This is a genomic window from Nocardioides rotundus (assembly GCF_019931675.1).
Taxonomy (GTDB): domain Bacteria; phylum Actinomycetota; class Actinomycetes; order Propionibacteriales; family Nocardioidaceae; genus Nocardioides; species Nocardioides rotundus.
Map to the genome: position 1 here is coordinate 2,762,514 of NZ_CP082922.1, position 24,729 is coordinate 2,787,242.

Consider the following 24,729-nt stretch of genomic DNA (forward strand, 5'->3'; position numbering starts at 1 on the left):
GCCCATGGTCGATTCCGACAACCCCGAGTCCGTGTTCACCTATGGCGCCCCGCAGCTGAAGTTCGGCCCGGGGGCGTCGGAGGAGATCGGCTACGACCTGTCCCGGCTGGGCGACGTACGCCGGGCCCTGGTCGTCACCGACCCCGGCGTCGCCGCGACCGGCCTCCCCCAGCGGGTGGCCGAGCAGATGGCGCGGTTCGGCGTGCAGGCGGAGGTGTACGACGGAGCCCGGGTGGAGCCGACCGACGCCTCGATGCGCGAGGCGGTCGAGCACGCGCGGGCGCAGGGCCCGTTCGACGCGTTCGTCGCCGTCGGGGGCGGCTCGGCGATCGACACCGCCAAGGCGGTGAACCTGCTGACCACCAACGACGGCGACCTGGCGGAGTACGTCAACCCGCCGATCGGCGACGGACGGGCGCCGGAGCACCCGCTCAAGCCGCTGGTCGCGGTGCCCACCACCGCCGGGACCGGCAGCGAGTCCACCACCGTGTGCGTGCTCGACGTGCTGGAGCTGCAGGTCAAGACCGGGATCAGCCACCCCCGGCTGCGACCCGTGCTGGCCGTGGTCGACCCCGACCTGACGATGACCCAGCCGCCGATGGTCACCGCCTCCAGCGGGCTGGACATCCTGTGCCATGCGCTGGAGTCCTACACCGCGCGCCCCTACACCTCCTACCCCCGCAAGCGTCCCGAGGAGCGGGTCCCCTACAACGGCGCCAACCCGGTCGCCGACCTGTGGTGCGAGCGGGCGATGGGGCTGCTCGGGAAGGCGTTCCGGGCCGCCGTACGCGACGGCGACGACGTCGGGGCGCGGCACGACATGGCGCTGGCCGCCACCTTCGCCGGCCTCGGCTTCGGCAACGCCGGGGTGCACCTGCCGCACGCCAACGGCTACCCGATTGCGGGGCGGGTGCGGGAGTACCGGCCGGCGGACTACCCCCAGGACGAGCCGATGGTGCCGCACGGCATGTCGGTGGCGCTGACCGCGCCGGAGGCGTTCCGGTTCACCTTCGAGGCCGACCCCGAGCGGCATCTGACCGCCGCCCGCCTGCTCGACCCGAGCGTGTCCGACGGGGGCGCCGACACCCTGCCGGCCGTCGTCCGGGACCTGATGCGCGACGTCGGGATGCCGTCGGGGCTGGCGGCGATCGGCTACGCCGACGGGGACGTCGACGCCCTGGTGGAGGGCACGATGGCCCAGCAGCGGCTGCTCGCCACCGCTCCCCGGGAGATCACCCCCGACGACGTCGCGGACGTTTTCAGGGCCTCGATGCATCTGTGGTGAGGGTGGGCGTCAACGGCTGCGGCGCTCCCGCAGCGCGTTCAGCTCGGCCTTCTCCTTGTCGCTGAGGCCGTCGTACCCACGCTCGGAGATCTTGTCCAGCAGCTCGTCCAGGCGGGCCTGGTCGCGCGCCTGCGGGCTGGAGGAGGTCTGGGCCCAGGGGCCGCTGACCACGGTCGGGCCCGCGTCGGACTTCCGCGATCGGCGCTGCCGGCGCTGCTTGGGCGCCTTGGGCCGGCCGGCGCGGTTGCCGGCCAGGTTCGGCAGCCACGCCTGGTCGGTGAGCAGGCCGACCGAGCGGGCGATGAGCGCGCAGACCACCAGGCCGAGGACCAGGCTGAGCAGGGCGAACAGGTTCCGGGTCGTCAGCGCTGTCAGCACCTGGAGCGCGACGATGACGGCGCCGAAGGCCCAGGCGGGGATGTTGAAGAGGAAGCGGCGGCTGGGGTACTCCGCGATCCAGGTGAGCAGCACCATCAGCTGGAGGGTGTTGATGCCGAAGAGCCCGCCAGGGAGCGTGGTGAGGATCCCGACGAGCAGAGCCACGGCCGAGAGCGCCAGCACGTAGCCCACGACCAGCTTGGTGAAGCGACTGCGGCCGACCTGGCGCTCCAGATCGGACCCGAAGTACCAGAAGAAGAAGATCGACAGGACGGTCCACAGCCCCTGACCGTCCCCGAGAATGTTGGCCAGCGGCCAGGTCACCACCCGCCACACCTGGCCGCCGAAAACCGCGCCCGGTTCGAGAGCGAGGGCGAGCGCGAGCGGTGGGTAGATGGCCATGACCACGATCGAGGCGGCGGCCAGGGCGGTGACCAGCACCGTGGTCGTCACCTCGACGGTGCCGACCCGGAACCAGCCGCCGTCGTTGCCGGGACCGTCGACGTTGTAGCTGAAGCTCACGAGAGTCAGCCTATCGAGCGCGACCGAGTGCGTCCTTGAGCGCAGCCAGCACGAGCGCCGCCGCGTCGGGCCGGGCGTTGTGGCCCATCAGCCCGATCCGCCACACGCTGGCGGCGTACTCCCCCGCCCCGGCCCCGATCTCCAGGTCGAACCGGTTCAGCAGGTCCTTGCGTACGGCGGCCGAGTCGACCCCCTCGGGCACCTTGACCGTGGTCAGCTCCGGGAGCCGCCAGCCCTCGGCGGCGAAGAGCTCCAGGCCCATCTCCTGCAGCCCGTCCTGGAGCATCCGACCCGCGTCGTGGTGCCGGGCGATGACCGCGTCCAGGCCCTCGTCGAGGATCCGGGTGAGCCCGGCGTGCAGGCTGGCCACCATGGCCACGGGCGCGGTGTGGTGGTAGGTGCGCTGGCCCTTCCCCTCGGCCTCGCCCACGTAGCCACCGAGCATGCCGAGGTCGAGGTACCACGACCGCGGCCGGTCGACCCGGCGGTCGAAGGCGCGGTCGTTGATGGTGAACGGGGCCAGGCCCGGCGCGACGCCCAGGCACTTCTGCGTGCCGGCGTACCCCACGTCGATGCCCCATGCGTCGGCCTTCAGCTCGATCCCGCCGATGCTGGTGACGCAGTCGGCGATGAGCAGGGCGTCGCCCTTGGCGGCGCCGAGCGCCTCGATGTCGGAGCGGACGCCGGTGGAGGTCTCGGCGTGTACGGCGGCGATGATCGCCGGGTCCGGGTGGGCGTCGATGACTCGTTGTACGTCGACCGGCTGGCCCCACTCGTGCTCGACCGCGATCACGTCGGCGCCACAGCGGGTGGCGACGTCGACCATCCGTTGGCCGAACAGCCCGTTGACCGCGACCACGACCACGTCGCCCTCGTGCACGGTGTTGACGAAGGCCGCCTCCATGCCCGCGCTGCCGGTGGCGCTGATCGGCAGGGTGCGCTTGTTCTCCGTGCCCCAGACGGTGCGGAGCATATCGGAGGTCTCGTCCATGACCCGGATGAACTCCGGGTCGAGGTGGCCGAGCAGCGGCGCCGCGAGCCCGAGGGTCGCCTCGGGGTAGGCGTTGGAGGGCCCGGGACCGAAGAGATGCCGTTCGCGAAGGATCACGGGCGCGACGTTACCTGCGGAGGACACGACCAGGTAGCGGGGTATCAGCCGGTGAGGATGAAGTCGACCTGGAGTGGCCGGGTTCGGGTGGGCCCGATGGGGGGTGGTCGGGTGAGGTAGTGGTGGCCGGTGGGCAGGGTGGTCCGGATCCGGTGGGTGTGGTCCTCACCGGGTGCGGGGGCGGTGTGCCAGTCGGGGGCCTGCTTGGCGAGGTTGCAGGCCTCGCACATGCCCTGCCCGTTGGTGGTGCTGGTCGGGCCGCCCGAGGCGTGGTCGGCGGCGTGGTCGAGGTGGCGCACCGGGGCGTCGCACCAGGGGGTGCGGCAGGTGCGGTCCCGGAGTCGGATGAACCGGGCCAGGCTGGCGCGGAACCGGCGCGAACGGGTCTCGGCCGCGGCCAGCTCCCCGGTGGCCGGGTGGGTGTAGAGCCGTCGTACCCACACCTTCTCCCCTTCGGTGAGCGCGTCGGCGGTGATCTCGCGGGCGAGCTCGGCCGGGATCGGGCCGTAGCCCTCCAGGTGCGCGGGGTCCTCGCTGGTGCCGAACAGCGCGGCATCGGTCATCACCAGCCCCAACTGCACCCCCGGACCTACCGGGGCGCCCGCGTCGGTGGAGGGGCTGGTGGGCTGGTCGTGCCAGCTCGTCGAGGTGGGGGTGGCGGCGTGGGTGGTGACGGTGTCCACCAGGGTGTCGGTGATGACCTGCCCCCGGGTGCGGGGGTCACCGGCCGCGCGGGCGGCGTCCGCGGCCCGGGTCAAGGTGGCCCACAGCGCGACCCCGGCCTTGACCGGCAGCAGGGCGGTGAACCACACCATGGTGTCCGGTGCGGGCCGGATCGAGGCATGCCGGTCGGCCTCGGCGTTGCGGCGGCGCGCGACCGCGGCCGCGGGGTCGGCCTGCTCGGCCGCGGCCCGCACCAGCCCGGCCAGCTCCCGGTCGCCGCGCTGCTCCAGCCAGCACGGGTCGGCGGCGATCTGGGCGTCCACCGCCAACCGGTCGGCCAGGGACAGGCACGCGGTCTCCCGTGCGATCAGGGTCGCCTTCCACTCGGTGATCCGCCCGGCACGCCAGGCCGCCCAGGTGTGGGGCAGCTCGCGCTGCACGATCACCGCGAGCCCCAGATGCCGGGCCCCGCGGTGCGGGGAGACCCTCCGGGCGTGCGCGACCTGATGCCCGATCCCCCGGCCCTGCGCGGCCGCCGGCACTCCGGCCGCGGCCCGCGCGGCCCGGGTCTGTGTGTCCAGCTCCGCCGACAGCGCCGCCTGCGCCGCGGTGACCACACACGACAGCTCCTCCAACGCCCGCATCGCATCCACCAGCCCCGCCGGGTCCAGCCCCGACCCCGCCCCCTCCGGACCGTCGGGACCCTCGGGACCCTCGTCGGTCGCCGCGGCAACCGCCGCGGACAGCTCGGCCGCCCAGCCGCCCACCGTCTCCGCACACAGCCGCTCACCCGGCGCCACGGCCGGGGAGACGAGCTCTGCGAGACGTTCGATCATAGATGCGATTCTACTCCACTTCACGGGTGGCGAGAGCCGACTTTGGTCTCTGTGGACGACGATTCCTCCCACCACCGACGGCCCTCAGGTGGCCCTGCCGGGCCGGGGTGGTCTCGACAGGCTCGACCAGCGAAGGACCGCTCGACCAGCGAGAGCCGGGGTGGTCTCGACGGGCTCGACCACCGAAGGACCGCTCGATCACCGACGGACCGCTCGACCACCGAACCGGGTCTCGACAGGCTCGACCAGCGAACCGAGTCACCTCGGCAGGGTGAGGATCTCCGCACCGTCGTCGGTGATCGCGATGGTGTGCTCGGTGTGGGCGGTGCGGGAGCCGGTGGCGCTGCGCAGGGTCCATCCGTCGTCGTCGACAACCAGCTCGTCGGTGTCGGCCATCACCCACGGCTCGAGCGCGAGCAGCATGCCCGGGCGGAGCGGGAAACCGCGACCGGCACGGCCGGCGTTGGGGACGTGCGGGTCCTGGTGCATCGTCGAGCCGATGCCGTGGCCGCCGAAGTCGGTGTTGATCGCATACCCCGCCTCCCCCAGCACGGTACCGATCGCGTGCGAGAGGTCGCCGATCCGCGCGCCCGGCCGGGCGGCGGCGATCCCGGCGGCCAGCGCACGCTCGGTGACCTCGATCAGCGCCACGCTCTCGGCAGGCCGGGACTCCCCCACGATGAAGCTGACCGCGGCGTCGGCCGCGACCCCGCCCAGGGAGACCGCCAGATCGAGGCTGAGCAAATCGCCGTCGGCGACCGTGGCGTCGTACGGCCGACCGTGCAGCACCGCGTCATTGACGCCGGTGCAGATGTAGTGACCGAACGGGCCGCGCCCGAAGGACGGCTCATAGTCGACGTAGCAGGACTCCGCGCCGGCCTCGGCGATCATCGTGCGGGTCCAGTCGTCGATGTCGAGCAGGTTCGTGCCGACGGTCGTACGGCGCCTCATGGTGGCGAGGATCTCCGCGACCAGGGCGCCGGTCTCGCGGGCCAGGGCGACCCGCGGCGGGGTCAGGATCTCGATCATCGACCCGGCCTCAGAGGACCGCGCCGGGGTTGAGGATCCCGTCCGGGTCGAGCGCGTCCTTGATCCGCCGGGAGAGCGCCATGACGTCCTCGCCGAGCTGATCGGGCAACGCGCCCTTCTTCGTGCGGCCCACGCCGTGCTCGCCGGAGATCGTGCCGCCGAGGGCGATCGCCACCTGCATGATGTCGTCGAAGGCCGCGCGGGCCCGCTTCTCCGACTCGGGGTCGGCGGCGTCGTAGACGATGATCGGGTGGGTGTTGCCGTCACCGGCGTGCGCCACCACCGGGATCTCCAGGCCGTGCTCCTCGGCGATCTTCGCCACCGCCGCCAGCAGCTCCGGCAGCACCGGGATGGGCGCACCGACGTCCTCCAGCATCAGCGTGCCGCGGGCCTCGATGGCCGGGAACGCGACCCGGCGAGCGGCCACGAACATCTCGCCCTCGTCGGCGTCCTCGGTGACGAAGACCTCGGTGGCACCGGCCCGCTCGCAGCACGAGCGCACCGCCTCGATCTCCTCGCTGCACGCGGCGCCAGGGGCGTCGGACTGGGCGATCAGCAGCGCGCCGGCGGAGCGGTCCAGCCCCATCTGGGTGTGGTCCTCGACCGCGTTGATCGAGGCGTTGTCCATCAGCTCCATCATCGAGGGCCGCAGCGCCCGGCGGACCGCCACCACGGCATCGGCGGCATCGCCGACGGAGTCGAAGCTCGCGACCAGCGTGGCGGCCGGGAGCGGCGCGGGGACCAGTCGCAGCGTCGCGCTCGTGACGATCCCGAGCGTGCCCTCCGAGCCGACGAACAGCTTGAGCAGGGAGAGGCCGGCGACGTCCTTGATCCGCTTGCCGCCGAGGGTGATCAGGGTGCCGTCGGCCAGCACCACGTCCATGCCGAGGACGTAGTCGGTGGTCACGCCGTACTTCACACAGCACAGCCCGCCGGCGTTGGTGGCGACGTTGCCGCCGATGGAGCAGATCTCGTACGACGACGGGTCGGGCGGGTACCACAGCCCCTCCTTCGCCGCGGCCTGCTTGACCTCGATGTTGAACGCGCCGGGCTCGACCACGGCGACCTGGCAGGCGGCGTCGATGCGGATCTCGCGCATCCGCTCCAGGGAGAGCACGATCCCGCCGTCCACCGCGCTCGAGCCGCCCGAGAGCCCGGATCCGGCGCCGCGAGGCACGACCGGCACCCGGTGCTTCGCGGCCCAGCGGACCGCGGCCTGCACCTGCTCGGCGCTCTCGGCGCGCACCACGGCGAGCGGGGTCCCGGCGTCGGGGTCCTTGGACCAGTCGAAGCGGTACTTCTCGATCGCCGACGGGTCGGTCGTCACCACCCCGTCCGGCAGCGCGGCCACCAGCTCGTCCAGCGACTCCTGCGCGCGTTCCTCACCCATGAACCCATGGAACCACGGTCATGCGCGCAGCACCGGCTCCAGTTCCCCGGCCGCGGAGTCGATGAGGGCGTCGTTCTCCTCCTTCAGCCGCAGCACGAGCGACTCCAGCTCGGCCACGCGGCGCTTGAGCCGAGCGTTCTCGGCCGCGAGACGCGGCGTCGCGTGAAGGTCGCTGGGCAGGTGGCCTTTCAGCGCCTTGGCCATGAGGCACGTCCTTCTGGTTCGCAGGGGCCCGGTCGCGGACTGCCTTCCAATGTCCCACCGGGAGGGTGCGGGGTCAATCCGCCGACGGGAGGGGTCTCCGGGCCGCCGTACGGCGCTTCCGCGGGACCGGCTGGCAGACCGGGCAGAAGTACGACGACCGGTTCATGAAGGCGACCCGTCGGATCGGCGTACCGCACCGCTCGCACGGCTCGCCCTCGTTGCCGTAGGCGTGCAGGGACCGGTCGAAGTAGCCCGACTCCCCGTTGACGTTGACATAGAGCGAGTCGAAGGACGTGCCGCCCTGGGCGAGCGCGTCGGTCATCACCTCGCGCACGTGGCCAAGCAGCTCGACGACCTGGCCCCGGGTCAGCCTCTCCCCCAGCCGCTCCCCGTGGAGCCGGGTTCGCCACAGCGCCTCGTCGGCGTAGATGTTGCCGACCCCGCTGACCAGGTTCTGGTCCAGCAGCTGGCGCTTGATCGCCACCGGCCGCCGGCGGACCCGGGCGACGAAGGCGTCGTCGTCGAAGAGCGGGTCGAGGGGGTCGCGGGCGATGTGCGCGATCTCCGCGGGCAGCTCGGCGCCGCCCGGGGAGAAGGAGAGCCCGCCGAACATCCGCTGGTCGACGAAGCGCAGCTCGCGCCCACCGGACAGGGCGAGGCGGACCCGCAGGTGCCGCTCCGCGGGCGCGTCGACGGGCTGGACGAGCAGCTGCCCGCTCATCCCGAGGTGGCCGAGCATCGCGTCCTCGCCGTCGAGCGCGAGCCAGAGGTACTTGCCTCGGCGCCGGGCCGCCAGCACGTCGCGGCCGGTCAGCGCCTCGGCGAACCCGGCGGGCCCGCGGGGGTCGCGGCGCACCGGACGGGGGTGGAGCACGTCGACGGAGCCGATGGTGTGGCCCACGACGTGGGCCTCGAGGCCGCGCCGGACGACCTCGACCTCGGGCAGCTCGGGCACGGGTCGGTCGTTCTCAGTCGACCGGCGTGCCGGCGCCGGTGTCGGTGGCCTCGGCGACGACCTGGGCGGCCTTGATCTCGGTGTAGGCCGTCTCGGCCGCGCCCTGCTCGGCCTCCTTCTTCGACCGGCCGACGCCGTGGCCGTAGAGGGAGCCGCCGACGCGCACCTGCGCGTTGAAGGTCTTCATGTGGTCCGGGCCGTCGTCGGTGATGACGTACTCCGGGACGCCGAGCCCGCGCTCGGCGGCGAGCTCCTGCAGCGAGGTCTTCCAGTCCAGCCCGGCGCCGAGCTCGGCCGCCTGGGCCATGAGCGGGTCGAAGAGCCGGTGCACGACCACCGAGGAGGCCTCGATGCCGCCGGACATGTGGACCGCGCCGATGACCGCCTCGACGGTGTCGGAGAGGATCGACGCCTTCTCCCGGCCGCCGGTCGTCTCCTCGCCGCGGCCCAGCTTCACGTGGTCGCCCAGGCCGATGCCGCGGGCGACGCCGGCGAGGGCGCGCGCGTTGACCACGGCGGCCCTCAGCTTGGCCAGCCGGCCCTCGGAGAGGTCCGGGTGAGTGCGGTAGAGCGTCTCGGTGACCACCACCCCGAGCACGGAGTCCCCGAGGAACTCCAGGCGCTCGTTGGTGGGGATGCCGCCGTTCTCGTAGGCGAACGAGCGGTGCGTGAGCGCACGCTCCAGCAGCTCGGCGTCCAGGACCGGATCACCGAGCGCCGCGCGCAGCTCGCGATAGGTGGTCAGGGTTCTGCGAACCGGGTCAGAGGACCTGACGACGGGCGTTGCGAGCGCCGTACTGACCGCACACGCCGCACGCACGGTGCGGCAGGTGCTTGGCACCGCAGGCCGGGTTGGCACAGGTCACCAGCGTGGGCGCCTGAGCCTTCCACTGCGAACGACGGTGGCGCGTGTTGCTGCGCGACATCTTCCGCTTCGGGACAGCCACTGTTCTCTCCTACTTTCGTTGGTCCTCGTCCTGCTCCTGCAGCGCGGCCAGGGCCGCCCACCGCGGGTCCACCGCCGCCTCGTGCGCGTGGTCCGGATCGTCCGCGAGCCTGGCGCCGCACTCGGCGCACAGCCCGGGACAGTCCTCCCGGCACAGCGGCTGGAACGGCAGTGCCAGCACCACCGCGTCCCGCAGCACCGGCTCCAGGTCGAGCAGGTCTCCCTCGAGCCGGCGGACCTCGTCGTCCTCCTCGTCCGCGGACCGGTCGTCTTCGTAGAGGAACAGCTCCTGGAAGTCCGCCGAGATGGTGTCCTCGATCGGCTCCAGGCACCGCACGCACTCACCCGCGAGCGCGGCGGTCGCCGTACCCGTGACCAGTACCCCGTCCATGACCGCCTCGAGGCGCCAGTCGAGCTCGACCGGCGACCCCTCGGGGACGGCGAGGACTTCGATGCCCAGATCTGCCGGGGCCGGTACCGTCCGTGAATCCTGGCGCTGGGACCCCGGGCGGCGTCCGAGTTCGCGCGTGTCGAGCACGAGCGGCGCTCTCGGGTCCACCTCGCTCAGAGCTCCACTTCCGGTACAGGTCACGACAGATCGACTGCCAATCGTACTCATGGCGCGGCTGACCTGCCAAAACGGACGGTACGGCGCCTCAAGCGCCCTCGGCCCGCTTGGCCCGCAGCGCCGCGAGCACGTGGGGTGGGACCAGCCCGCTCACGTCGCCGCCGAAGCGGGCGACCTCCTTGACCAGCGAGGAGGCCAGGAAGGAGAACTCCGGGGAGGTGGGGACGAAGACCGTCTCGACCTCCGGGGCGAGCGAGGCGTTCATCTGGGCCATCTGCAGCTCGTAGTCGAAGTCGCTGACCGCGCGCAGCCCCTTGACCACCGCATGGATGTCGTTCTCCTGGCAGAACGTGGTGAGCAGGCCGGTGAAGCCCTGGACCCGCACGTTCGGGAGGTCCGCGCACGCCTCGCGGAGCATCTCCAGGCGCTCCTCGGGGCTGAACATCCGGCTCTTGGAGGGGTTGGTCCCGGTCGCGACGACCACCTCGTCGAAGAGCCGCGAGGCTCGCCCGATGATGTCGACATGCCCGTTGGTGACCGGGTCGAAGGATCCGGGACAGACGGCTCGGCGCACGCTGGGAGGCTATCAGCGCCCGCGGGTGGCGTAGTGCAGCGTGGTCTCGCCGTACTTCCTCTCCCGTTCCTCCCCCAGCCCGCCGGGCCAGGCCGGCGCGGCGCCCCGCGAGGAGCGCTCGACGACGACCAGCGCGCCCGGCGTGAGCCAGTCGTGCTCGACCAGCAGGCCCAGCACCTCGGCGACGTCGTCGTCGGAGACGGCGTAGGGCGGGTCGAGGAAGGCGACGTCGTAGGGCGCCGGGGGTCGCCGCCGGAGCACCGTGGCGACCTCCCCGGCCACCACGTCGGCCCGCGGGAAGCCCACGGCCTGGGCGTTGGCGCGCACCAGGGACGCCGTACGGCGATCCTTCTCCACCAGGGTCACGACACCGGCGCCGCGCGACCAGGCCTCCAGCCCGACGGCGCCCGAGCCGGCGTAGAGGTCGAGGAACCGCAGCCCGTCGAGCGGGCCGGCCGTGGCCTCGATCGAGGAGAACAGCGCCTCGCGGACCCGGTCGGAGGTGGGCCGGGTGGCCTCGCCGCGCGGCGTCTGCAGTCGTCGTCCGCCGGCCGCTCCCCCGATGATCCGCGTCATGACTTCTCCAGGAACGCCGAGTGCTGGGAGTCCTCGACCTCCCGCACCGCGTCGGCGAGCAGCGGTGCGGAGGCCAGCTCGGGATCGTCCGCGAGCAGCTCCTCGGCCGCCTCGCGGGCGGCCACGATGGTCTTCTCGTCCCGCAGGACCCGCAGCGACTCCAGGCTGTTGTGGAAGCCGGACTGGTTGCGCCCCAGCACGTCGCCCTCGCGGCGCTGCTCCAGGTCGACCCGGGACAGCTCGAAGCCGTCGGTGGTGGAGGCGACGGCGTCCAGCCGCTCGCGGGCCGCGGAGTCGGCCTCGGCCCGGCTGACCAACAGGCACAGCCCCGGCAGCCCGCCGCGTCCGACCCGGCCACGCAGCTGGTGGAGCTGGGAGACGCCGAAGCGGTCGGCGTCCAGGAGCACCATGGTGGTGGCGTTGTGCACGTCGACGCCGACCTCGATCACGGTGGTGGAGACGAGCACGTCGATCTCGCCGTCGGCGAAGGCCCGCATGGTGGCCTCCTTGTCCTCCGCGGCCATCCGGCCGTGCAGGGGCGCCACTCGCAGCCCCTGCAGCGGCCCCTCGGCCAGCAGCGGCGCGACCTCCTCCACGGCCGCGAGCCCGCCGGTCTCGACGACCACGGCCTCGCCGTCCTCGTCGTAGTCGATCTGGTCGGCCTCGCCCTCCTCGGAGCGGTCGCCGCTGATCCGCGGGCACACGACGTAGACCTGGTGTCCCTGCTCGACCTCCTCGCGCACCCGCTGCCAGACCCGGTCCAGCCAGGTCGGCTGCTCGGCCAGCGGCACCACGTTGGTCTGGATGGGCGCGCGGCCGGCGGGGAGCTCGGCGATCGTGGAGGTGGCCAGGTCGCCGAAGACGGTCATCGCGACGGTCCGCGGGATCGGGGTGGCGGTCATCACCAGCACGTGGGGCGGCGCCGCGGCCTTGGCCGTCAGCGCGGCCCGCTGCTCGACGCCGAAGCGGTGCTGCTCGTCGACCACGACCAGACCGAGGTCGGCGAACTGGACCGCCTCCTCCAGCAGGGCGTGGGTCCCGACCACGATGCCCGCCTCGCCGCTCGCCGCGGCGAGCAGTGCCGCCTTGCGCTGCGCCGCGCCCATGGAGCCGGTCAGCAGGGTGACCGTGGTGCCCTCGGCGTGCCCGCCGAGCATGCCGCCCGCGGCAAGGTCACCGAGCAGGCCGGTGATGGAGCGCAGATGCTGCTGGGCGAGCACCTCGGTCGGCGCGAGCAGGGCGCACTGCCCGCCGGAGTCGATCACCCGGAGCATCGCGCGCAGAGCCACCAGGGTCTTGCCGGAGCCGACCTCCCCCTGGAGGAGCCGGTTCATCGCGTGCGACTGGGCCAGGTCGTGCTCGATCTCCGCGCCGACCTCCTGCTGGGCGCCGGTGAGGGTGAACGGCAGCCGCTCGTCGAAGACGGCGAGCAGCCCTCCCCCGCCGGTGCGGGCCTGCCCGCCGAGCTCGCGCAGCTCGGCGCGACGGCGGGCCAGCACCAGCTGGAGGATCAGCGCCTCCTCGAAGCGCAGCCGCCGCTGCCCCGTGCCCACCTGGGCCCAGTCGTCCGGGGCGTGCAGCAGCCGCAGCGCGGTCAGCGCGTCGACGACGTCGTAGCGCTCCTGCAGCTCCGGCGGCAGCCGGTCCGGCATCTCGCCGACCTGGTGCAGCGCGGCCTGGATGACCTTCTGCAGGTCGAAGGAGCGCACCCCGGCGGTCTGGCGGTAGATCGGCAGCAGCCCCTCGAGGCTGCCCTCCATCTGCTGTGCCTCGTCGGTCCCGAAGATGACCCACTGCGGGTCGTCGAGCCCCCAGGAGTTGTTGAACCACTTGGCCCGGCCGAGGAAGATCCCCCGCGAGCCGGGCGCGACCTCGGCCTCGTAGGTCTCGGCCTGGGAGCGGTACGGCGTGAACCGGCTGATCACGAACTGCGGCCCGGCGGTGCGGACGGTGACCTCGACGCGGTACTGCGTGCGGCGGCGGGCCTGGAAGGTGCGGATGTCGGTGCGCACCACCTCGCCGACGAACGTCAGGGGCTTCTTGGGGTGCGGCTCGACCCGGGTGAGCTCGCCCAGCTCGACGTAGCGCCGGGGCAGGTGGTGCAGCAGGTCCCCGACCGTGTGCAGGTCCAGCCCCTTCTCCGTGGCGGCGCGCTTCTTGGTCGATCGGCCGAAGACGGAGGCGATCGGTGAGTCGACGGTGATCACGGGTGCCTCCTCACTCCACCGACAGCAGGAGGTGGTAGCGGTCCTGCCCTCCGTCGTACACCACCGCGTCGACATGGGGGTGCCGCTCCTCGACGTACGACGCCAGCCGGGCGCCCAGGCCGTCGACGTCCTCGGCGCCCACCACGATGGTGACCAGCTCGCCGCCGGGGGCGAGCAGCCGCTCCAGCACGTCGCGCGCGACGTCGTCCAGGTCGTCGCCGACGACCGCGAAATCCCCGGCGACCACGCCGAGCACCTGCCCCGGCTCGCACGGCCCGGCCATGGTGATCGCCTGCTTCACCGCCACGGTGACCGCGCCGTGCCGAACGTGCCGGGCGGTCGCGGTCATCTCCAGGACGTCCTGATGGAGCGTCCGGCCGTCCTCGTGTACGGCCATCGCGGCCAGTCCCTGCACCTGCGTCTCGGTGTGGATCACCGTCACCTGCACGTCGTGCTCGGCCTCCGCGGTGCGGGCGGCGATCTCGGCGACGCGCACCGAGTCGGGGTCGTTGGGGAGCACGACGACCTCGCGGCAGCCGCTGGAGGTGATCGCGTCGAGCAGCATCCCGGTGGAGGGGCGGCGCCCCGGGCCGCCCGGCACGACGATCGCTCCGGCCTCCTCGAAGAGCCGCCCCAGCCCCGGCCCCGCGGTGACGGCCACGACCGCGCGCCCGTCGCGAGCGGCCACCCGCTCCCGGGCCCGGGCCACCTGCTCGGCGAAGTGGGTCACCCGGACCCGGTGGGGACGGCCGGCGCCGATGCCGGCCTCGATCGCCGCGCCTACGTCGTCGGTGTGGACGTGCACGTTCCACAGCCCCTCGCCGCCGACCACGACCAGGGAGTCGCCGAGCGCGTCGAGCCGGGTCCGCAGCGCGGGCACCTGCTCGTCGTCGGCGTCCAGGAGGTACATCACCTCATAGGCCGGGCCGTCGGCGGTGAGGTCCTCGCCGGGCACCGTCGGCACGGGGATCACCCCGCCGCGGGCCCGCCGCGGAGGGCGGCGCCCGGTCAGCACGGTGGTGAGGGCGTCCAGGACGACCGTGAGCCCCCGGCCGCCGGCGTCGACCACGCCCGCGTCGGCCAGCGCCTGCAGCTGGGCCGGCGTGCGCTCCAGGGCCGCGTGCGCGGCGTCGGCGGCGTCGGCGCAGACCTCGCGCGCCCGGGCACCCTCCCGGTCGGCCCGCGCCAGCGCGGCGTCGCTCGCGGCGCGGGCGACGGTGAGGATCGTGCCCTCGACCGGCCGTCCGACGGCGGCGTACGACGCGTCGGTCGCCTCGCGGATCGCCTCGGCCATCAGCCGGGAGTGCCGCTCCTCGGGGTCGCGGTGCAGGACCCGGTGGGTGATCGCGCCGATCATCTGGGACAGGATCACGCCGGAGTTGCCGCGCGCGCCCAACAGGGCCCCGCGGGAGAAGGCCTGGATGGCCCCGGCCAGGTCCTCCGGCTCCCGCTGGGCGGCCTCGCGGACGGCGTCCCGGGCGGCCGACATGGTGAGGAACATGTTGGTGCCGGTGTCCCCGTCGGGCACGGGGAAGACGTTGAGGGCGTCGACCTCCTCGCGGGCGTCGGCCAGCGCATCGGTGGCGACGTCGACGAAGGCCAGGACGGTCGGCAGACTGATGCTGCCCGATGCCTGCGCCCGCTCCATGACGGTGCAGGCTATCGGCCCGCTGTCTCGATTTCTCCCGCGGCCGACCGTCGGATACTCTGGTGCGGTTGCCCGCTGGCCCCGGATCTCCGGTCGCCCGGGCGGGCATGGAAGAACGAGACCTCGAACATTCAGGAGTGCACGGTGGCTGCCGTCTGCGACATCTGCGCGAAGAAGCCGACGTTCGGCAACAACCGACCCTGGTCGCGCAAGATCACCAAGCGTCGATTCGACCCCAACATCCAGCGCGTCCGGGCCAAGGTCAACGGCACGCCCAAGCGTCTCAACGTCTGCACCGGCTGCCTCAAGGCCGGCAAGGTCGAGCGCTGACCCGACCCGCCGACGAGGCCCCCGCCGCACCGCGGCCGGGGGCCTTTTCGCGTGCGGTCAGAAGTGCTGCCACCCCGCCGGGCCGTCGTACTCGCTCCCGTCGACGGTGACCCCCTCCCCCTCGGCTATCTCCCCGATCACCGTCCAGCCCTCCGGGACGTCCCCGGCGGACGGGAAGGCGGCCAGCAGTGCGTGGTCGTCGCCTCCCTCGAGCAGGTAGCGCATCGGGTCCGAGCCGGTGGCGGCCGCGACCGCCTGCAGCGGCTCGGGCACCTCGAAGGCGTCGGTGCGCACGTCGATCGCGACGCCGGAGGCGCGGGCGATGTGGCCCGCCTCGGCGAGCAGCCCGTCGGAGATGTCGATCATCGCGGTCGCGCCGGCCTCGGCGGCGACCAGCCCGGCGTCGTACGGCGGCTCCGGCCGGCGGTAGGCCTCCACCAGCACCCGCGGCGAGCGGAAGCCGCGACCCAGCACCGCCAGGCCGCCCGCGGCCCAGCCCTGCCGGCCGTGCAGGGCGAGCACGTCCCCCGGCTCGGCCCCGGACCGCAGCACCGGGGAGACGGTGCAGGCGCCGAGCACCGTGACCGCGACGACGATCTGGTCGGCCCGGGTGATGTCGCCGCCGACCACGCTGGCCCCCACCAGGGACGCCTCCTCGGCGAAGCCGCGGGCGAAGTCCAGCGCCCAGCGCGCCGGGAGGTCGCCGGGCGCGGCCAGGCCGACGGTGAGCGACGTGGCGCGCCCGCCCATGGCGTTGATGTCGGAGAGGTTCTGCGCCGCGGCCCGGTGGCCGACGTCGGCCGCCTCGGCCCACTCCCGGCGGAAGTGCCGTCCCTCGACCATCAGGTCGGTGGAGACGACCACGTGGCCGGTGCGGACCCGCAGCACCGCCGCGTCGTCGCCGGGGCCGACCAGGACCTGCTCGCCCTGGGCGAAGATCGGCACCAGCTCGTCGATCAGGCCGAACTCGCCGGCGTCGTCCAGGGTCGCGTCGGGTGCCAGTGCCATGGTTCCCATCCCACCAGACGCGCCCGGCCGGGGCGGGCAGGACACCGCCTTCCGGGGGAAGGCGACCGCGCGGTAGGTTGACCGTGCTCCGGCGGTCCCACCCTCCGGCGCACCCGTGTCCCGAGAAGAAGATGGGGGAGAGCAGATGGTCGTCCAGGCCTACATCCTGATCCAGACCGACGTCGGCAAGGCCGCGGACGTCGCCCACGCGATCTCCCAGGTCAAGGGCGTGACCCTGGCCGAGGACGTCACCGGCCCCTACGACGTGATCGTGCGCGCCGAGGCCAAGAACGTCGACGAGCTCGGCCAGCTCGTGGTCTCCCGGGTGCAGAACCTCGAGGGCATCACCCGCACCCTGACCTGCCCGGTCGTGCACATCTGAGTTGCGCCCGAACCGACGTCGACGCCCCGTGTCCGCCCGGACGCGGGGCGTCGCCGTCTCCGCGCTCGCCGTCGCCCTCACCGCCGGCTGCTCCAGCACGGTGACGGTCGACGACCCGCCCCGTCTGCAGGGAGCCGACGCCCGCGCCTGCGCCGCCTTCGTCGACGCGCTCCCCGACACGCTCGCCGGCCAGCCCCGGCGGGCGGTGGAGCCCGAGGGCGCCCCCGTCGCGGCGTACGGCGACCCCGCGATCACCGTCACCTGCGGCGGCTCGATGCCGCCCGGCTTCGACCGGTTCGCCACCTGCGACGAGGTGGACGGCGTCGGCTGGTACCTGCCCACCGACCAGCTCGGGGACCCGAGCCAGGAGGCGGTGGACGCGACCCTGGGGACCGTGGACTGGCGCCCGGTGGTCGCGCTCGACGTACCCGCCGACTACCGCCCCGAGGGCCTGGCCGCGGCGCTCAGCGAGCTGGCCGGCCCGGTGAAGCGGTCCCTGGAGCGGGGGCGACCCTGCGTGTGAGGCTCAGCGCAGGCCGGTCCCCCGGTTGAGCGCGAGCTGCAGCAGCCGGTCGACCAGCTCGGGGTAGGGCAGCCCGGTCGCCTTCCACAGCTCGGGGTACATCGACGTCGGCGTGAAGCCGGGCATCGTGTTGAGCTCGTTGATCACCACCGAGCCGTCGGGCATCACGAAGAAGTCCACGCGCGCCAGCCCCTCGCCGCCGACCGCCTCGAAGGCACGGGCCGCGAGCTCGCGCAGCTGGACGACGACGTCCTCGGGCAGGTCGGCCGGGATGTCCAGCTCGGTCTCCTGGCCGGGGAGGTACTTCGCCTCCAGGTCGTAGAACTCGTGCCCCCCGCCGATCCGGATCTCCCCGGGGACGCTGGTCTCCGGGTCGCCGCCGTGCAGGCTGCCCAGGACACCGCACTCGACCTCGCGCCCAGCGAGGGCCGCGGCCTCCACGAGCGCCTTGGGGTCGTGCCGGTGCGCCTCGGCGATCGCGTCGTCCAGCTCGCCAGCGTCGTGCACCTTGCTGATGCCGTAGGACGAGCCGCCGCGCGCGGGCTTGACGAACAGCGGGAAGCCCAGGGCCTCGGCCCGCTCGCGCACCCCTGCCTGGTCGCGGCTCCAGTCCCGCTCGGTGACGGTGAAGGAGGGGAGCACGGGCAGCCCGGCCGCGGCGAGCACGACCTTCATGTAGGCCTTGTCCATGCTGACCGCCGACGCGAGCACCCCGGCGCCGACGTAGCGCACCCCCGCCAGCTCGAGCATCCCCTGGATGGTGCCGTCCTCGCCCCACGGGCCGTGCAGCAGCGGGAAGACGACGTCGACCTCGCCGAGCGTGCGCGGTGGGCTGGACGGCTCGGTCACGACCAGGTCGGTCGCTCCGGCGATCCGCTCCAGGCTCACCGCGGCCCGGTCCTCGTCGACGCTGGGGAACGCGTTGTCGCGGATGGCCAGCTCAGCGGGCTCGTCGGCCTCGAGCACCCACCGCCCGTCGCGGGTGATGCCGACCGGGACGACGTCGTACTTCTCCCGGTCGATGGCCGCGAGGACGCTCCCCGCGGTGACGCAGGAGATGCCGTGCTCGTCGGACCGGCCGCCGAAGACGACGGCCACACGGGGCTTGCGGGTGCTCTCGTTCATCGGCTCGACCCTACGGCCTAGGCTCGTCGCCATGCCTGATGACATGCCCGCCGAGGAGTCGCCGACGACGCGGACGCTGCGCCCGGCCACGGTCGCGGTGACCGCCGGCCGACCGCCGCACACGACCGACCAGCCGCTCAACGTGCCGGTCACCTTCGCCTCGACCTACGTCGCGGGCGGCGACCTGGAGTACGGCCGCTACGACAATCCGAGCTGGGCGGCGTTCGAGGAGGCGCTGGGCCGGCTGGAGGGGGGCCGCTGCCTCTCCTTCGCCTCCGGGCTCGCGGCGGTCTCGACCGTGCTGGACCTGGTCGGCCACGGGGCGAAGGTCGTGGCTCCCCGGCACGCCTACAACGGCGTGATCGGCCAGCTCGGCGACCTGGAGATGCGCGGCCGCCTGACCGCGCAGCTGGTCGACGTGACCGACACCGACGCCATGGTCGCCGCGTGCGAGGACGCCGCCCTGGTGTGGCTGGAGTCGCCGACGAACCCCGCGCTGGAGGTCGCCGACATCCCCGCGATCACCCGGGCCGCGCACGAGGCCGGCGCCTATGTGGTCGTGGACAACACCTTCGCCACCCCGCTGCTGCAGCGTCCGCTGGACGACGACGTCGACCTGGTGCTGCACTCGGCCACCAAGTTCATCGCCGGCCACTCCGACGTACTCATGGGCGCGGTCGCGACCCGCGACGACGAGCTGTACGGCGTGCTCAAGGGCCGCCGCGACCTCACCGGCGCCGTCCCCGGGCCGATGGAGGCCTTCCTCGCGCTGCGCGGCCTGCGCACCCTGCACCTGCGGGTCGAGCGTGCCGAGGCGAACGCCCAGGAGCTGGTACGCCGGCTCTCCGAGCACCCGGCCGTCGGCGAGGTGCGCTACCCCGGCTTCGGCGCGATCATCTCCATCGTGCTGGCGCAGGGGGCGATGGCCGCCGACCTGTTGACCCACAAGACCTCGCTGTGGGTGCACGCCACGTCCCTCGGCGGCGTCGAGTCGACCTTCGAGCGGCGCCGCCGGTGGAAGGTCGAACCCGCGACGATCCCGGACGCGCTGGTCCGGATGAGCGTCGGCGTCGAGGACGTCGAGGACCTCTGGGACGACCTGCGCCCGGCCCTGGACGGGCTGGTCTGAGGGTCCTCAGTCCGTCTCGGCCTTGGTGTCGCGCTCGATGAAGGCGTGCACCATGTCCGAGGCGGTCATCTCGCCCTGGACCACCTTGTCCACGTGCTCGACCACCGGGGCGTCGACGCCGGTGCGCTCGGCGAGCGCCCGCAGGGACGAGCAGGACTTCGCGCCCTCGGCCACCTGGCGCGTGGAGGCGACGATCTCCTCGGTGGTCATGCCGCGGCCGAGCTTCTCGCCGAAGGTCCGGTTGCGCGAGAGCGGCGAGGAGCAGGTGGCGACAAGGTCGCCGAGGCCGGCCAGGCCCATGAGTGTCAACGGGTTGGCCCCCAGGCCGGTCGAGAGCCGCGCCGTCTCCGCCAGGCCGCGCGTGATGACCGACGCGGTGGTGTTGTCGCCGAACCCGAGACCGACCGCCATCCCGACGGCGAGCGCGACGACGTTCTTGTAGGCACCGCCCATCTCGCACCCGAGCACGTCGACGGAGGTGTAGGGGCGGAACGCCCGTGAGTGCACCCGGTCCTGGATCTGCTGGGCGACCGACTCGTCGGCGCAGGCGACGACCGAGGCGGCCGGGTCGCGACGGGCGATCTCCTTGGACAGGTTCGGCCCCGTCACCACGGCGATCCGCTCGGGTCCGGCTCCGGTCACCTCGGCGATCACCTCGCTCATCCGCTTCAGCGAGCCGAGCTCCACGCCCTTCATCAGCGAGACCATCGGCGCGGTGGCCGGGAGCAGCGGCGCCCACTCGGTGAGGTTCTCCCGGAAGCTCTGCGACGGTACGGCGAAGACCACCAGGTCCGAGCCGTCCACGGCCTCCTCCACGTCGTGGGTCGCGCGCACCCGGTCGGGCAGCAGCACGTCCTCGGGCAGGTAGTCGGGGTTGCGGTGCTCGGCGTTGATCACGTCGCACACCTCCTGGCGGCGCCCCCAGATGGTCACGTCGTTGCCCGCATCGGCGAGCACGACGGAGAAGGCGGTTCCCCAGGACCCGGCCCCGAAGACCGTCACCTTGCCGTGGCTCACTCGCGATCTCGCTTCCTGTTCGGGTTCCCGGTCTCCTCCACGCCGGCCTTGCGCGGGTCGAACCGCTCGGCCGGTGCCGGCTCCCCCCGGACGTCGGAGACCAGCGTGGTGATGGCCTCCATGATCCGGTCGGTAGCGGCGTGGATGTTGCGCTGCGACCGCTCCTCGGCGCGCAGGTCGTCCAGCGGCACCGGGTCTCCGGCCTTCATGGTGATGTGCTTGCGCGGCCACAGGTCGGGCTTGTGGGCGTACGGCGGCAGGATCGACTGCGCTCCCCAGTGCCCGATGGGGATCACCGGCGCCGAGGTCTCCAGGGCGATCCGGGCCGCACCGGTCTTGCCGCGCATCGGCCACAGGTCGGGGTCGCGGGTGATGGTGCCCTCGGGGTAGACGACCACGCACTCCCCGTCGTTGACGGCCTGCACCGCGGCGTCGTACGCCCCGACCGCGTTGCGGCTGAGCCGCTCGACCGGGATCTGGCCGGCGCTGGTGAGGAAGCCGCCGAGCGCCTTGTTGGTGAACAGGCCGGACTTCGCGAGGTAGCGCGGGAGCCGGCCGTGGTCGTAGAGGAAGTGCGCGACCAGCAGGGGGTCGAGGTGGGAGATGTGGTTGAGCGCGATCACGCAGCCACCGGTCGCGGGGATCTTCTCCCCGTCGATCCAGGTCCGCGACGCGATCCCGAGGAGGGGCGGCTTGAGGATCGCCACCCCCAGCCCGAAGGCCCAGCCGCGCGGCTGGGAGAGCTTGCGCACCGTCACTTCTTCGACCCTCTCTCCTACCGGATTCGCCTCAGGCTACTGCCTGGCGGCAGGATCGACCGGGTGGCGACACTCTCCCCCGTGCTCCTGCTCCCGGTGAAGTCGCCGGCGCGGGGCAAGTCGCGGCTGACCGGCAGGGCGCCCGAGGACCGCGAGGCGCTGGCCCGGGCCTTCGCCCAGGACACCCTGGAGGCCGCGCTGTCGGTCGAGGGCATCGGGCGGGTGGTGGTGCTGACCACCGACGAGAGCGTCGCCGAGGCCGCCCGAGCGGCCGGCGCCGAGGCCCGGCCGGACGCCGTACCCGGAGACCTGAACGCGACGCTCACCGCGGCCGCAGCCGAGGTCGCATCCGACCACCCGGTCATCGCCCTGTGCGCGGACCTCCCGTCGTTGCGGGGCTCCGACCTGTCGCGGCTCCTGGCGGAGATACCCGTCGAGGCCGAGGCGTTCGTCCCCGACGCCGCCGGGTCGGGCACCACGACGTACGTCGCGCCGACGGCACGCTTCGCTCCCCGCTTCGGCCCGGGCTCCGCCCAGGCCCACCGGGATGCCGGCGCGACGCCCGTCGGCCTGGAGCTCGCACGACTGAGGGCCGACGTCGACGACGCGGCCGCTCTCGAGCGCGCGGCGGCCCTGGGCCTCGGTCCCCACACCGCAGCGGTGATGGGGTCCTGACGCACGAGGGCCCGCGACCGTCGCCGGTCACGGGGCCTCGCGGAGGTGGGTGCGGTCAGCTCTTCTTCGCGGTCTTCTTCGCCGTGGACTTCTTCGCGGTGCTGGTCTTCTTCGCCGCCGTGCTCTTGGCGGGAGCCTTCTTCGCGGTGGTCTTCTTCGCCGTGCTCGCCTTCTTGGCCGGCGACGCCTTGGCGGTGCTCGCCTTCTTCGCCGGCGACTTCTTCGCGGTGCTCGCCTTCTTCGCCGTGGTGGTCTTCTTGGCCGCGGTGGACTTCGCCGGCGACTTCTTCGCCGTGGTGGTCTTCTTCGCCGCGGTCGACTTGGCCGGCGACTTCTTCGCGGTGGACGTCGACGACGTGGCCTTCTTCGCCGTGGCTGCAGGGAGCTTGGGCAGCTTCTTCGCGCCGGAGATGACGTTCTTCAGGTCCGCGCCGGCGGTGAACTTCGGCACCGCCTTCTTCTTCGTCCGCAGACTCTCGCCGGTGGCGGGGTTGCGCACGGTGCGGGCACTGCGGACGCGCTTCTCGAACGAGCCGAAGCCCGTGATCGCGACCTTCTCGCCCTTGGCGACCTCGCGCGTGATGGTGTCGAGCACCGACTCCAGCGCGTGTGCTGCCTGCTTCCGGTTCCCCTCGAAGCGCGCCGCCAGAGTGTCGATGAGTTGGCTCTTGTTCACTGGTTCTTCCCTTTCCCATGAACGGCGACAGTCGGACACGGTGCCCGTCGTCCCCAGGCACGCTAGGCACTCGTGGCGTCCGCCACAATGGCGAAACGCCCAGATCCCCCGTGTTTTCGGGGCGATCCGGGCGTTTTCGCGCCTCAGGCGTTCGCGGTGGTGGGCTTCCAGGGATGACGCCGGTGCTCGTAGTCGAGGATCGCGTCCTCGTGACCGAGGGTGATCCCGATGTCGTCGAGGCCCTCGAGCAGTCGGTATCGGGTGTAGTCGTCGATGTCGAAGGAGTCCTCGATCGCGTCCGGTCCGTCGCCGGCGCGGAGGGTCCGGCTCTCCAGGTCGACGCTCACCTCGCCCCCGGGGTTCTCCTCCAGGAACGCCCACAGTCGCTCGACCACCTTCTGGTCGACCTGGGCGGCGAGCAGCCCCGCCTTGCCGGCGTTGCCGCGGAAGATGTCGGCGAAGCGCGAGGAGAGCACGACCTTGAAGCCGTAGTTCTGCAGCGCCCACACCGCGTGCTCCCGAGACGACCCGGTGCCGAAGTCGGGCCCGGCCACGAGCACGCTGCCGTTGCGGTAGGGCTCCTGGTTGAGGACGAAGGAGTCGTCGCCGCGCCAGGCGGCGAACAGCCCGTCCTCGAAGCCGGTGCGGGTCACCCGCTTGAGGTAGACCGCCGGGATGATCTGGTCGGTGTCGACGTTGCTCGCGCGCAGCGGGACGCCGACGCCGGTGTGCTGGGTGAAGGGCTCCATGTCAGGCCTCCTGCAGGACGGGCTCGAGGTCGGCGGGTGCGGAGAGCGTTCCGCGTACGGCGGTGGCGGCGGCCACCGGGACCGACACGAGGTGGGTGCGACCGCCCTTGCCCTGCCGGCCCTCGAAGTTGCGGTTCGAGGTCGAGGCGCTGCGCTCCTGCGGGGCGAGCTGGTCGGGGTTCATCCCCAGGCACATCGAGCAGCCGGCGCCGCGCCACTCGGCGCCGGCGGCGATGAAGATCCGGTCCAGGCCCTCCTCCTCGGCCTGCAGGCGCACCCGGACGGAGCCGGGGACCACGAGCAGCCGGGTGTCGGGGTCGACCGTGCGGCCCTCGAGGATGGAGGCGGCCAGTCGCAGGTCCTCGATCCGGCCGTTGGTGCAGGAGCCGACGAACACGGTGTCGACCTTGACCTCGCGCAGCGGCGTACCGCCTTCGAGGCCCATGTAGTCCAGGGCCTTCTGCGCGGCGAGCTGGTCGCCGGCCTCCTCGAAGTCCTCCGGCCGCGGGATGCTCGCGCCCAGCGGGGCACCCTGCCCGGGGTTGGTCCCCCAGGTCACGAACGGGGTCATGGTGGAGGCGTCCAGCACGATCTCGTCGTCGAACTCGGCGTCGTCGTCGGTGCGCAGACTCTTCCAGTGCTCGACCGCGGCGTCCCAGTCGGCGCCCTGCGGCGCCGAGGGCCGGCCCTGGATGTAGTCGAAGGTGGTCTGGTCGGGCGCGATCATGCCCGCCTTGGCCCCCCACTCGATGGACATGTTGCACACGGTCATCCGGCCCTCCATGGAGAGCTCCTCGATGGCCTGGCCGCGGTACTCCACGATGTAGCCCTGGCCCCCGCCGGTGCCGGTGTGCGTGATCAGGGTGAGCACCAGGTCCTTGGCCGTGACGCCCTCGGGCAGCGAGCCGTTGACGGTCACCGCCATCGTCTTGGGTCGCGCCTGCGGCAGCGTCTGGGTGGCGAGCACGTGCTCGACCTCGGAGGTGCCGATGCCGAAGGCGATGGCGCCGAAGGCGCCGTGGGTGGAGGTGTGGGAGTCGCCGCAGACGATGGTCATCCCCGGTTGGGTCAGCCCCAGCTGCGGGCCGACCACGTGCACGATGCCCTGCTCGACGTCGCCGAGCGGGTGGATCGGGACGCCGAACTCCTCGGCGTTCTTGCGCAGTGTCTCGACCTGGGTCCGGCTGACCGGGTCGGCGATCGGCTTGTCCCAGTCCAGCGTGGGGACGTTGTGGTCCTCGGTGGCCAGGGTGAGCTCGGGGTGCCGCACCGTCCGGCCGGCGAGCCGCAGCCCGTCGAAGGCCTGCGGGCTGGTCACCTCGTGGACCAGGTGGAGGTCGATATAGAGGAGGTCGGGCTCGCCCTCGGCCGACCGGACGACATGCTCGTCCCAGACCTTCTCCGCCAGGGTCCTGCCCATGACTCGTTCCTCTCGCTCGAGTTGCATCCCATGATCTGAGACGGCAAT

Annotated in this window: 27 protein-coding genes; 6 read left to right on the forward strand and 21 right to left on the reverse strand. The window is 72.8% G+C overall.

The window, feature by feature from the left end; all coding sequences use genetic code 11:
* Positions 1-4 precede the first annotated feature (4 nt).
* Positions 5-1,285: a hydroxyacid-oxoacid transhydrogenase gene (locus K8W59_RS13530; protein ID WP_223394708.1), complete on the forward strand. Its 1,281-nt coding sequence runs from the start codon at positions 5-7 to the stop codon at positions 1,283-1,285.
* Between the two features lie 9 nt (positions 1,286-1,294).
* On the opposite strand, the gene K8W59_RS13535 is transcribed toward K8W59_RS13530, so the two are convergent.
* The 14 genes from K8W59_RS13535 to K8W59_RS13600 all read right to left on the reverse strand — a co-directional run bounded on the left by K8W59_RS13535 (position 1,295) and on the right by K8W59_RS13600 (position 14,889).
* A complete protein-coding gene (locus K8W59_RS13535) occupies positions 1,295-2,185 on the reverse strand; it encodes a rhomboid family intramembrane serine protease (protein ID WP_223394710.1) in 891 nt (296 codons plus the stop codon).
* Between the two features lie 10 nt (positions 2,186-2,195).
* The gene (locus K8W59_RS13540) at positions 2,196-3,293 is read right to left on the reverse strand and encodes a pyridoxal-phosphate-dependent aminotransferase family protein (RefSeq protein WP_223394712.1); all 1,098 of its coding nucleotides are present in this window, start codon (positions 3,291-3,293) and stop codon (positions 2,196-2,198) included.
* Between the two features lie 44 nt (positions 3,294-3,337).
* A complete protein-coding gene (locus tag K8W59_RS13545) occupies positions 3,338-4,792 on the reverse strand; it encodes an HNH endonuclease (protein ID WP_223394714.1) in 1,455 nt (484 codons plus the stop codon).
* 258 nt (positions 4,793-5,050) lie between these two features.
* A complete protein-coding gene (gene map, locus K8W59_RS13550) occupies positions 5,051-5,821 on the reverse strand; it encodes a type I methionyl aminopeptidase (RefSeq protein ID WP_223394716.1) in 771 nt (256 codons plus the stop codon).
* Between the two features lie 10 nt (positions 5,822-5,831).
* Positions 5,832-7,211 (reverse strand): FAD-binding oxidoreductase, encoded by a 1,380-nt coding sequence (locus K8W59_RS13555; protein ID WP_223394718.1) that lies wholly within the window; start codon positions 7,209-7,211, stop codon positions 5,832-5,834.
* 18 nt (positions 7,212-7,229) lie between these two features.
* A complete protein-coding gene (locus tag K8W59_RS13560) occupies positions 7,230-7,415 on the reverse strand; it encodes a hypothetical protein (RefSeq protein WP_223394720.1) in 186 nt (61 codons plus the stop codon).
* Positions 7,416-7,488: 73 nt separating this feature from the next.
* Positions 7,489-8,370, reverse strand: coding sequence for a bifunctional DNA-formamidopyrimidine glycosylase/DNA-(apurinic or apyrimidinic site) lyase (gene mutM / locus K8W59_RS13565; RefSeq protein WP_223394722.1), 882 nt, complete (start codon positions 8,368-8,370; stop codon positions 7,489-7,491).
* A gap of 13 nt (positions 8,371-8,383) precedes the next feature.
* Complete coding sequence (gene rnc, locus K8W59_RS13570; protein ID WP_397195923.1) at positions 8,384-9,211, reverse strand: ribonuclease III; 828 nt, start codon at positions 9,209-9,211, stop codon at positions 8,384-8,386.
* Complete coding sequence (rpmF, locus tag K8W59_RS13575; RefSeq protein WP_223394724.1) at positions 9,132-9,317, reverse strand: 50S ribosomal protein L32; 186 nt, start codon at positions 9,315-9,317, stop codon at positions 9,132-9,134. Before rpmF ends, rnc begins: the two co-directional genes overlap by 80 nt.
* A 9-nt stretch (positions 9,318-9,326) precedes the next feature.
* Entirely contained in the window at positions 9,327-9,707 is a 381-nt protein-coding gene (locus tag K8W59_RS13580) for a YceD family protein (RefSeq protein ID WP_317846272.1), read from the reverse strand.
* 265 nt (positions 9,708-9,972) lie between these two features.
* Positions 9,973-10,458, reverse strand: coding sequence for a pantetheine-phosphate adenylyltransferase (gene coaD / locus K8W59_RS13585; RefSeq protein ID WP_223394726.1), 486 nt, complete (start codon positions 10,456-10,458; stop codon positions 9,973-9,975).
* Positions 10,459-10,470: 12 nt separating this feature from the next.
* Positions 10,471-11,034 (reverse strand): 16S rRNA (guanine(966)-N(2))-methyltransferase RsmD, encoded by a 564-nt coding sequence (rsmD, locus tag K8W59_RS13590; RefSeq protein ID WP_223394728.1) that lies wholly within the window; start codon positions 11,032-11,034, stop codon positions 10,471-10,473.
* On the reverse strand, positions 11,031-13,241 hold the full coding sequence (locus tag K8W59_RS13595; protein ID WP_223394730.1) for an ATP-dependent DNA helicase RecG: 2,211 nt from the start codon (positions 13,239-13,241) through the stop codon (positions 11,031-11,033). Before K8W59_RS13595 ends, rsmD begins: the two co-directional genes overlap by 4 nt.
* 10 nt (positions 13,242-13,251) lie before the next feature.
* On the reverse strand, positions 13,252-14,889 hold the full coding sequence (locus K8W59_RS13600; RefSeq protein ID WP_223394732.1) for a DAK2 domain-containing protein: 1,638 nt from the start codon (positions 14,887-14,889) through the stop codon (positions 13,252-13,254).
* A 144-nt stretch (positions 14,890-15,033) separates the two neighbouring features.
* Between K8W59_RS13600 and rpmB the strand changes: the two genes are divergently transcribed.
* Positions 15,034-15,219 carry a 50S ribosomal protein L28 gene (gene rpmB / locus K8W59_RS13605; protein WP_223394734.1) on the forward strand — a complete coding sequence of 62 codons (186 nt, stop codon included), beginning with the start codon at positions 15,034-15,036 and terminating at the stop codon, positions 15,217-15,219.
* 57 nt (positions 15,220-15,276) lie between these two features.
* On the opposite strand, the gene K8W59_RS13610 is transcribed toward rpmB, so the two are convergent.
* Positions 15,277-16,221, reverse strand: coding sequence for a thiamine-phosphate kinase (locus K8W59_RS13610; RefSeq protein WP_223399818.1), 945 nt, complete (start codon positions 16,219-16,221; stop codon positions 15,277-15,279).
* A 151-nt stretch (positions 16,222-16,372) separates the two neighbouring features.
* Here K8W59_RS13610 and K8W59_RS13615 point away from each other — a divergent pair, with 151 nt between their 5' ends.
* Positions 16,373-16,609, forward strand: a complete 237-nt coding sequence (locus K8W59_RS13615; protein WP_223394736.1) for an Lrp/AsnC family transcriptional regulator — start codon at positions 16,373-16,375, stop codon at positions 16,607-16,609.
* A gap of 28 nt (positions 16,610-16,637) precedes the next feature.
* Positions 16,638-17,132, forward strand: coding sequence for a DUF3515 domain-containing protein (locus K8W59_RS13620; RefSeq protein WP_223394738.1), 495 nt, complete (start codon positions 16,638-16,640; stop codon positions 17,130-17,132).
* A 3-nt stretch (positions 17,133-17,135) separates the two neighbouring features.
* Here the strand turns inward: K8W59_RS13620 and K8W59_RS13625 are convergent, their stop codons facing one another.
* Positions 17,136-18,257 carry a D-alanine--D-alanine ligase family protein gene (locus K8W59_RS13625; protein ID WP_223394740.1) on the reverse strand — a complete coding sequence of 374 codons (1,122 nt, stop codon included), beginning with the start codon at positions 18,255-18,257 and terminating at the stop codon, positions 17,136-17,138.
* 31 nt (positions 18,258-18,288) lie between these two features.
* Between K8W59_RS13625 and K8W59_RS13630 the strand changes: the two genes are divergently transcribed.
* The gene (locus K8W59_RS13630) at positions 18,289-19,386 is read left to right on the forward strand and encodes a trans-sulfuration enzyme family protein (RefSeq protein ID WP_223394742.1); all 1,098 of its coding nucleotides are present in this window, start codon (positions 18,289-18,291) and stop codon (positions 19,384-19,386) included.
* A gap of 6 nt (positions 19,387-19,392) precedes the next feature.
* Here the strand turns inward: K8W59_RS13630 and K8W59_RS13635 are convergent, their stop codons facing one another.
* On the reverse strand, positions 19,393-20,403 hold the full coding sequence (locus K8W59_RS13635) for an NAD(P)H-dependent glycerol-3-phosphate dehydrogenase (RefSeq protein ID WP_223394744.1): 1,011 nt from the start codon (positions 20,401-20,403) through the stop codon (positions 19,393-19,395).
* A complete protein-coding gene (locus tag K8W59_RS13640; protein WP_223394746.1) occupies positions 20,400-21,161 on the reverse strand; it encodes a lysophospholipid acyltransferase family protein in 762 nt (253 codons plus the stop codon). The genes K8W59_RS13635 and K8W59_RS13640 overlap by 4 nt, the downstream gene beginning before the upstream one ends.
* A 63-nt stretch (positions 21,162-21,224) precedes the next feature.
* Between K8W59_RS13640 and cofC the strand changes: the two genes are divergently transcribed.
* On the forward strand, positions 21,225-21,836 hold the full coding sequence (gene cofC, locus K8W59_RS13645) for a 2-phospho-L-lactate guanylyltransferase (protein ID WP_223394748.1): 612 nt from the start codon (positions 21,225-21,227) through the stop codon (positions 21,834-21,836).
* A gap of 55 nt (positions 21,837-21,891) precedes the next feature.
* On the opposite strand, the gene K8W59_RS13650 is transcribed toward cofC, so the two are convergent.
* The 3 genes from K8W59_RS13650 to leuC form a co-directional block, all read right to left on the reverse strand.
* Entirely contained in the window at positions 21,892-22,512 is a 621-nt protein-coding gene (locus K8W59_RS13650; protein ID WP_223394750.1) for an HU family DNA-binding protein, read from the reverse strand.
* Between the two features lie 143 nt (positions 22,513-22,655).
* Complete coding sequence (gene leuD, locus K8W59_RS13655) at positions 22,656-23,261, reverse strand: 3-isopropylmalate dehydratase small subunit (protein WP_223394752.1); 606 nt, start codon at positions 23,259-23,261, stop codon at positions 22,656-22,658.
* A 1-nt stretch (position 23,262) separates the two neighbouring features.
* Entirely contained in the window at positions 23,263-24,681 is a 1,419-nt protein-coding gene (gene leuC, locus K8W59_RS13660; protein WP_223394754.1) for a 3-isopropylmalate dehydratase large subunit, read from the reverse strand.
* Positions 24,682-24,729 lie beyond the last annotated feature (48 nt).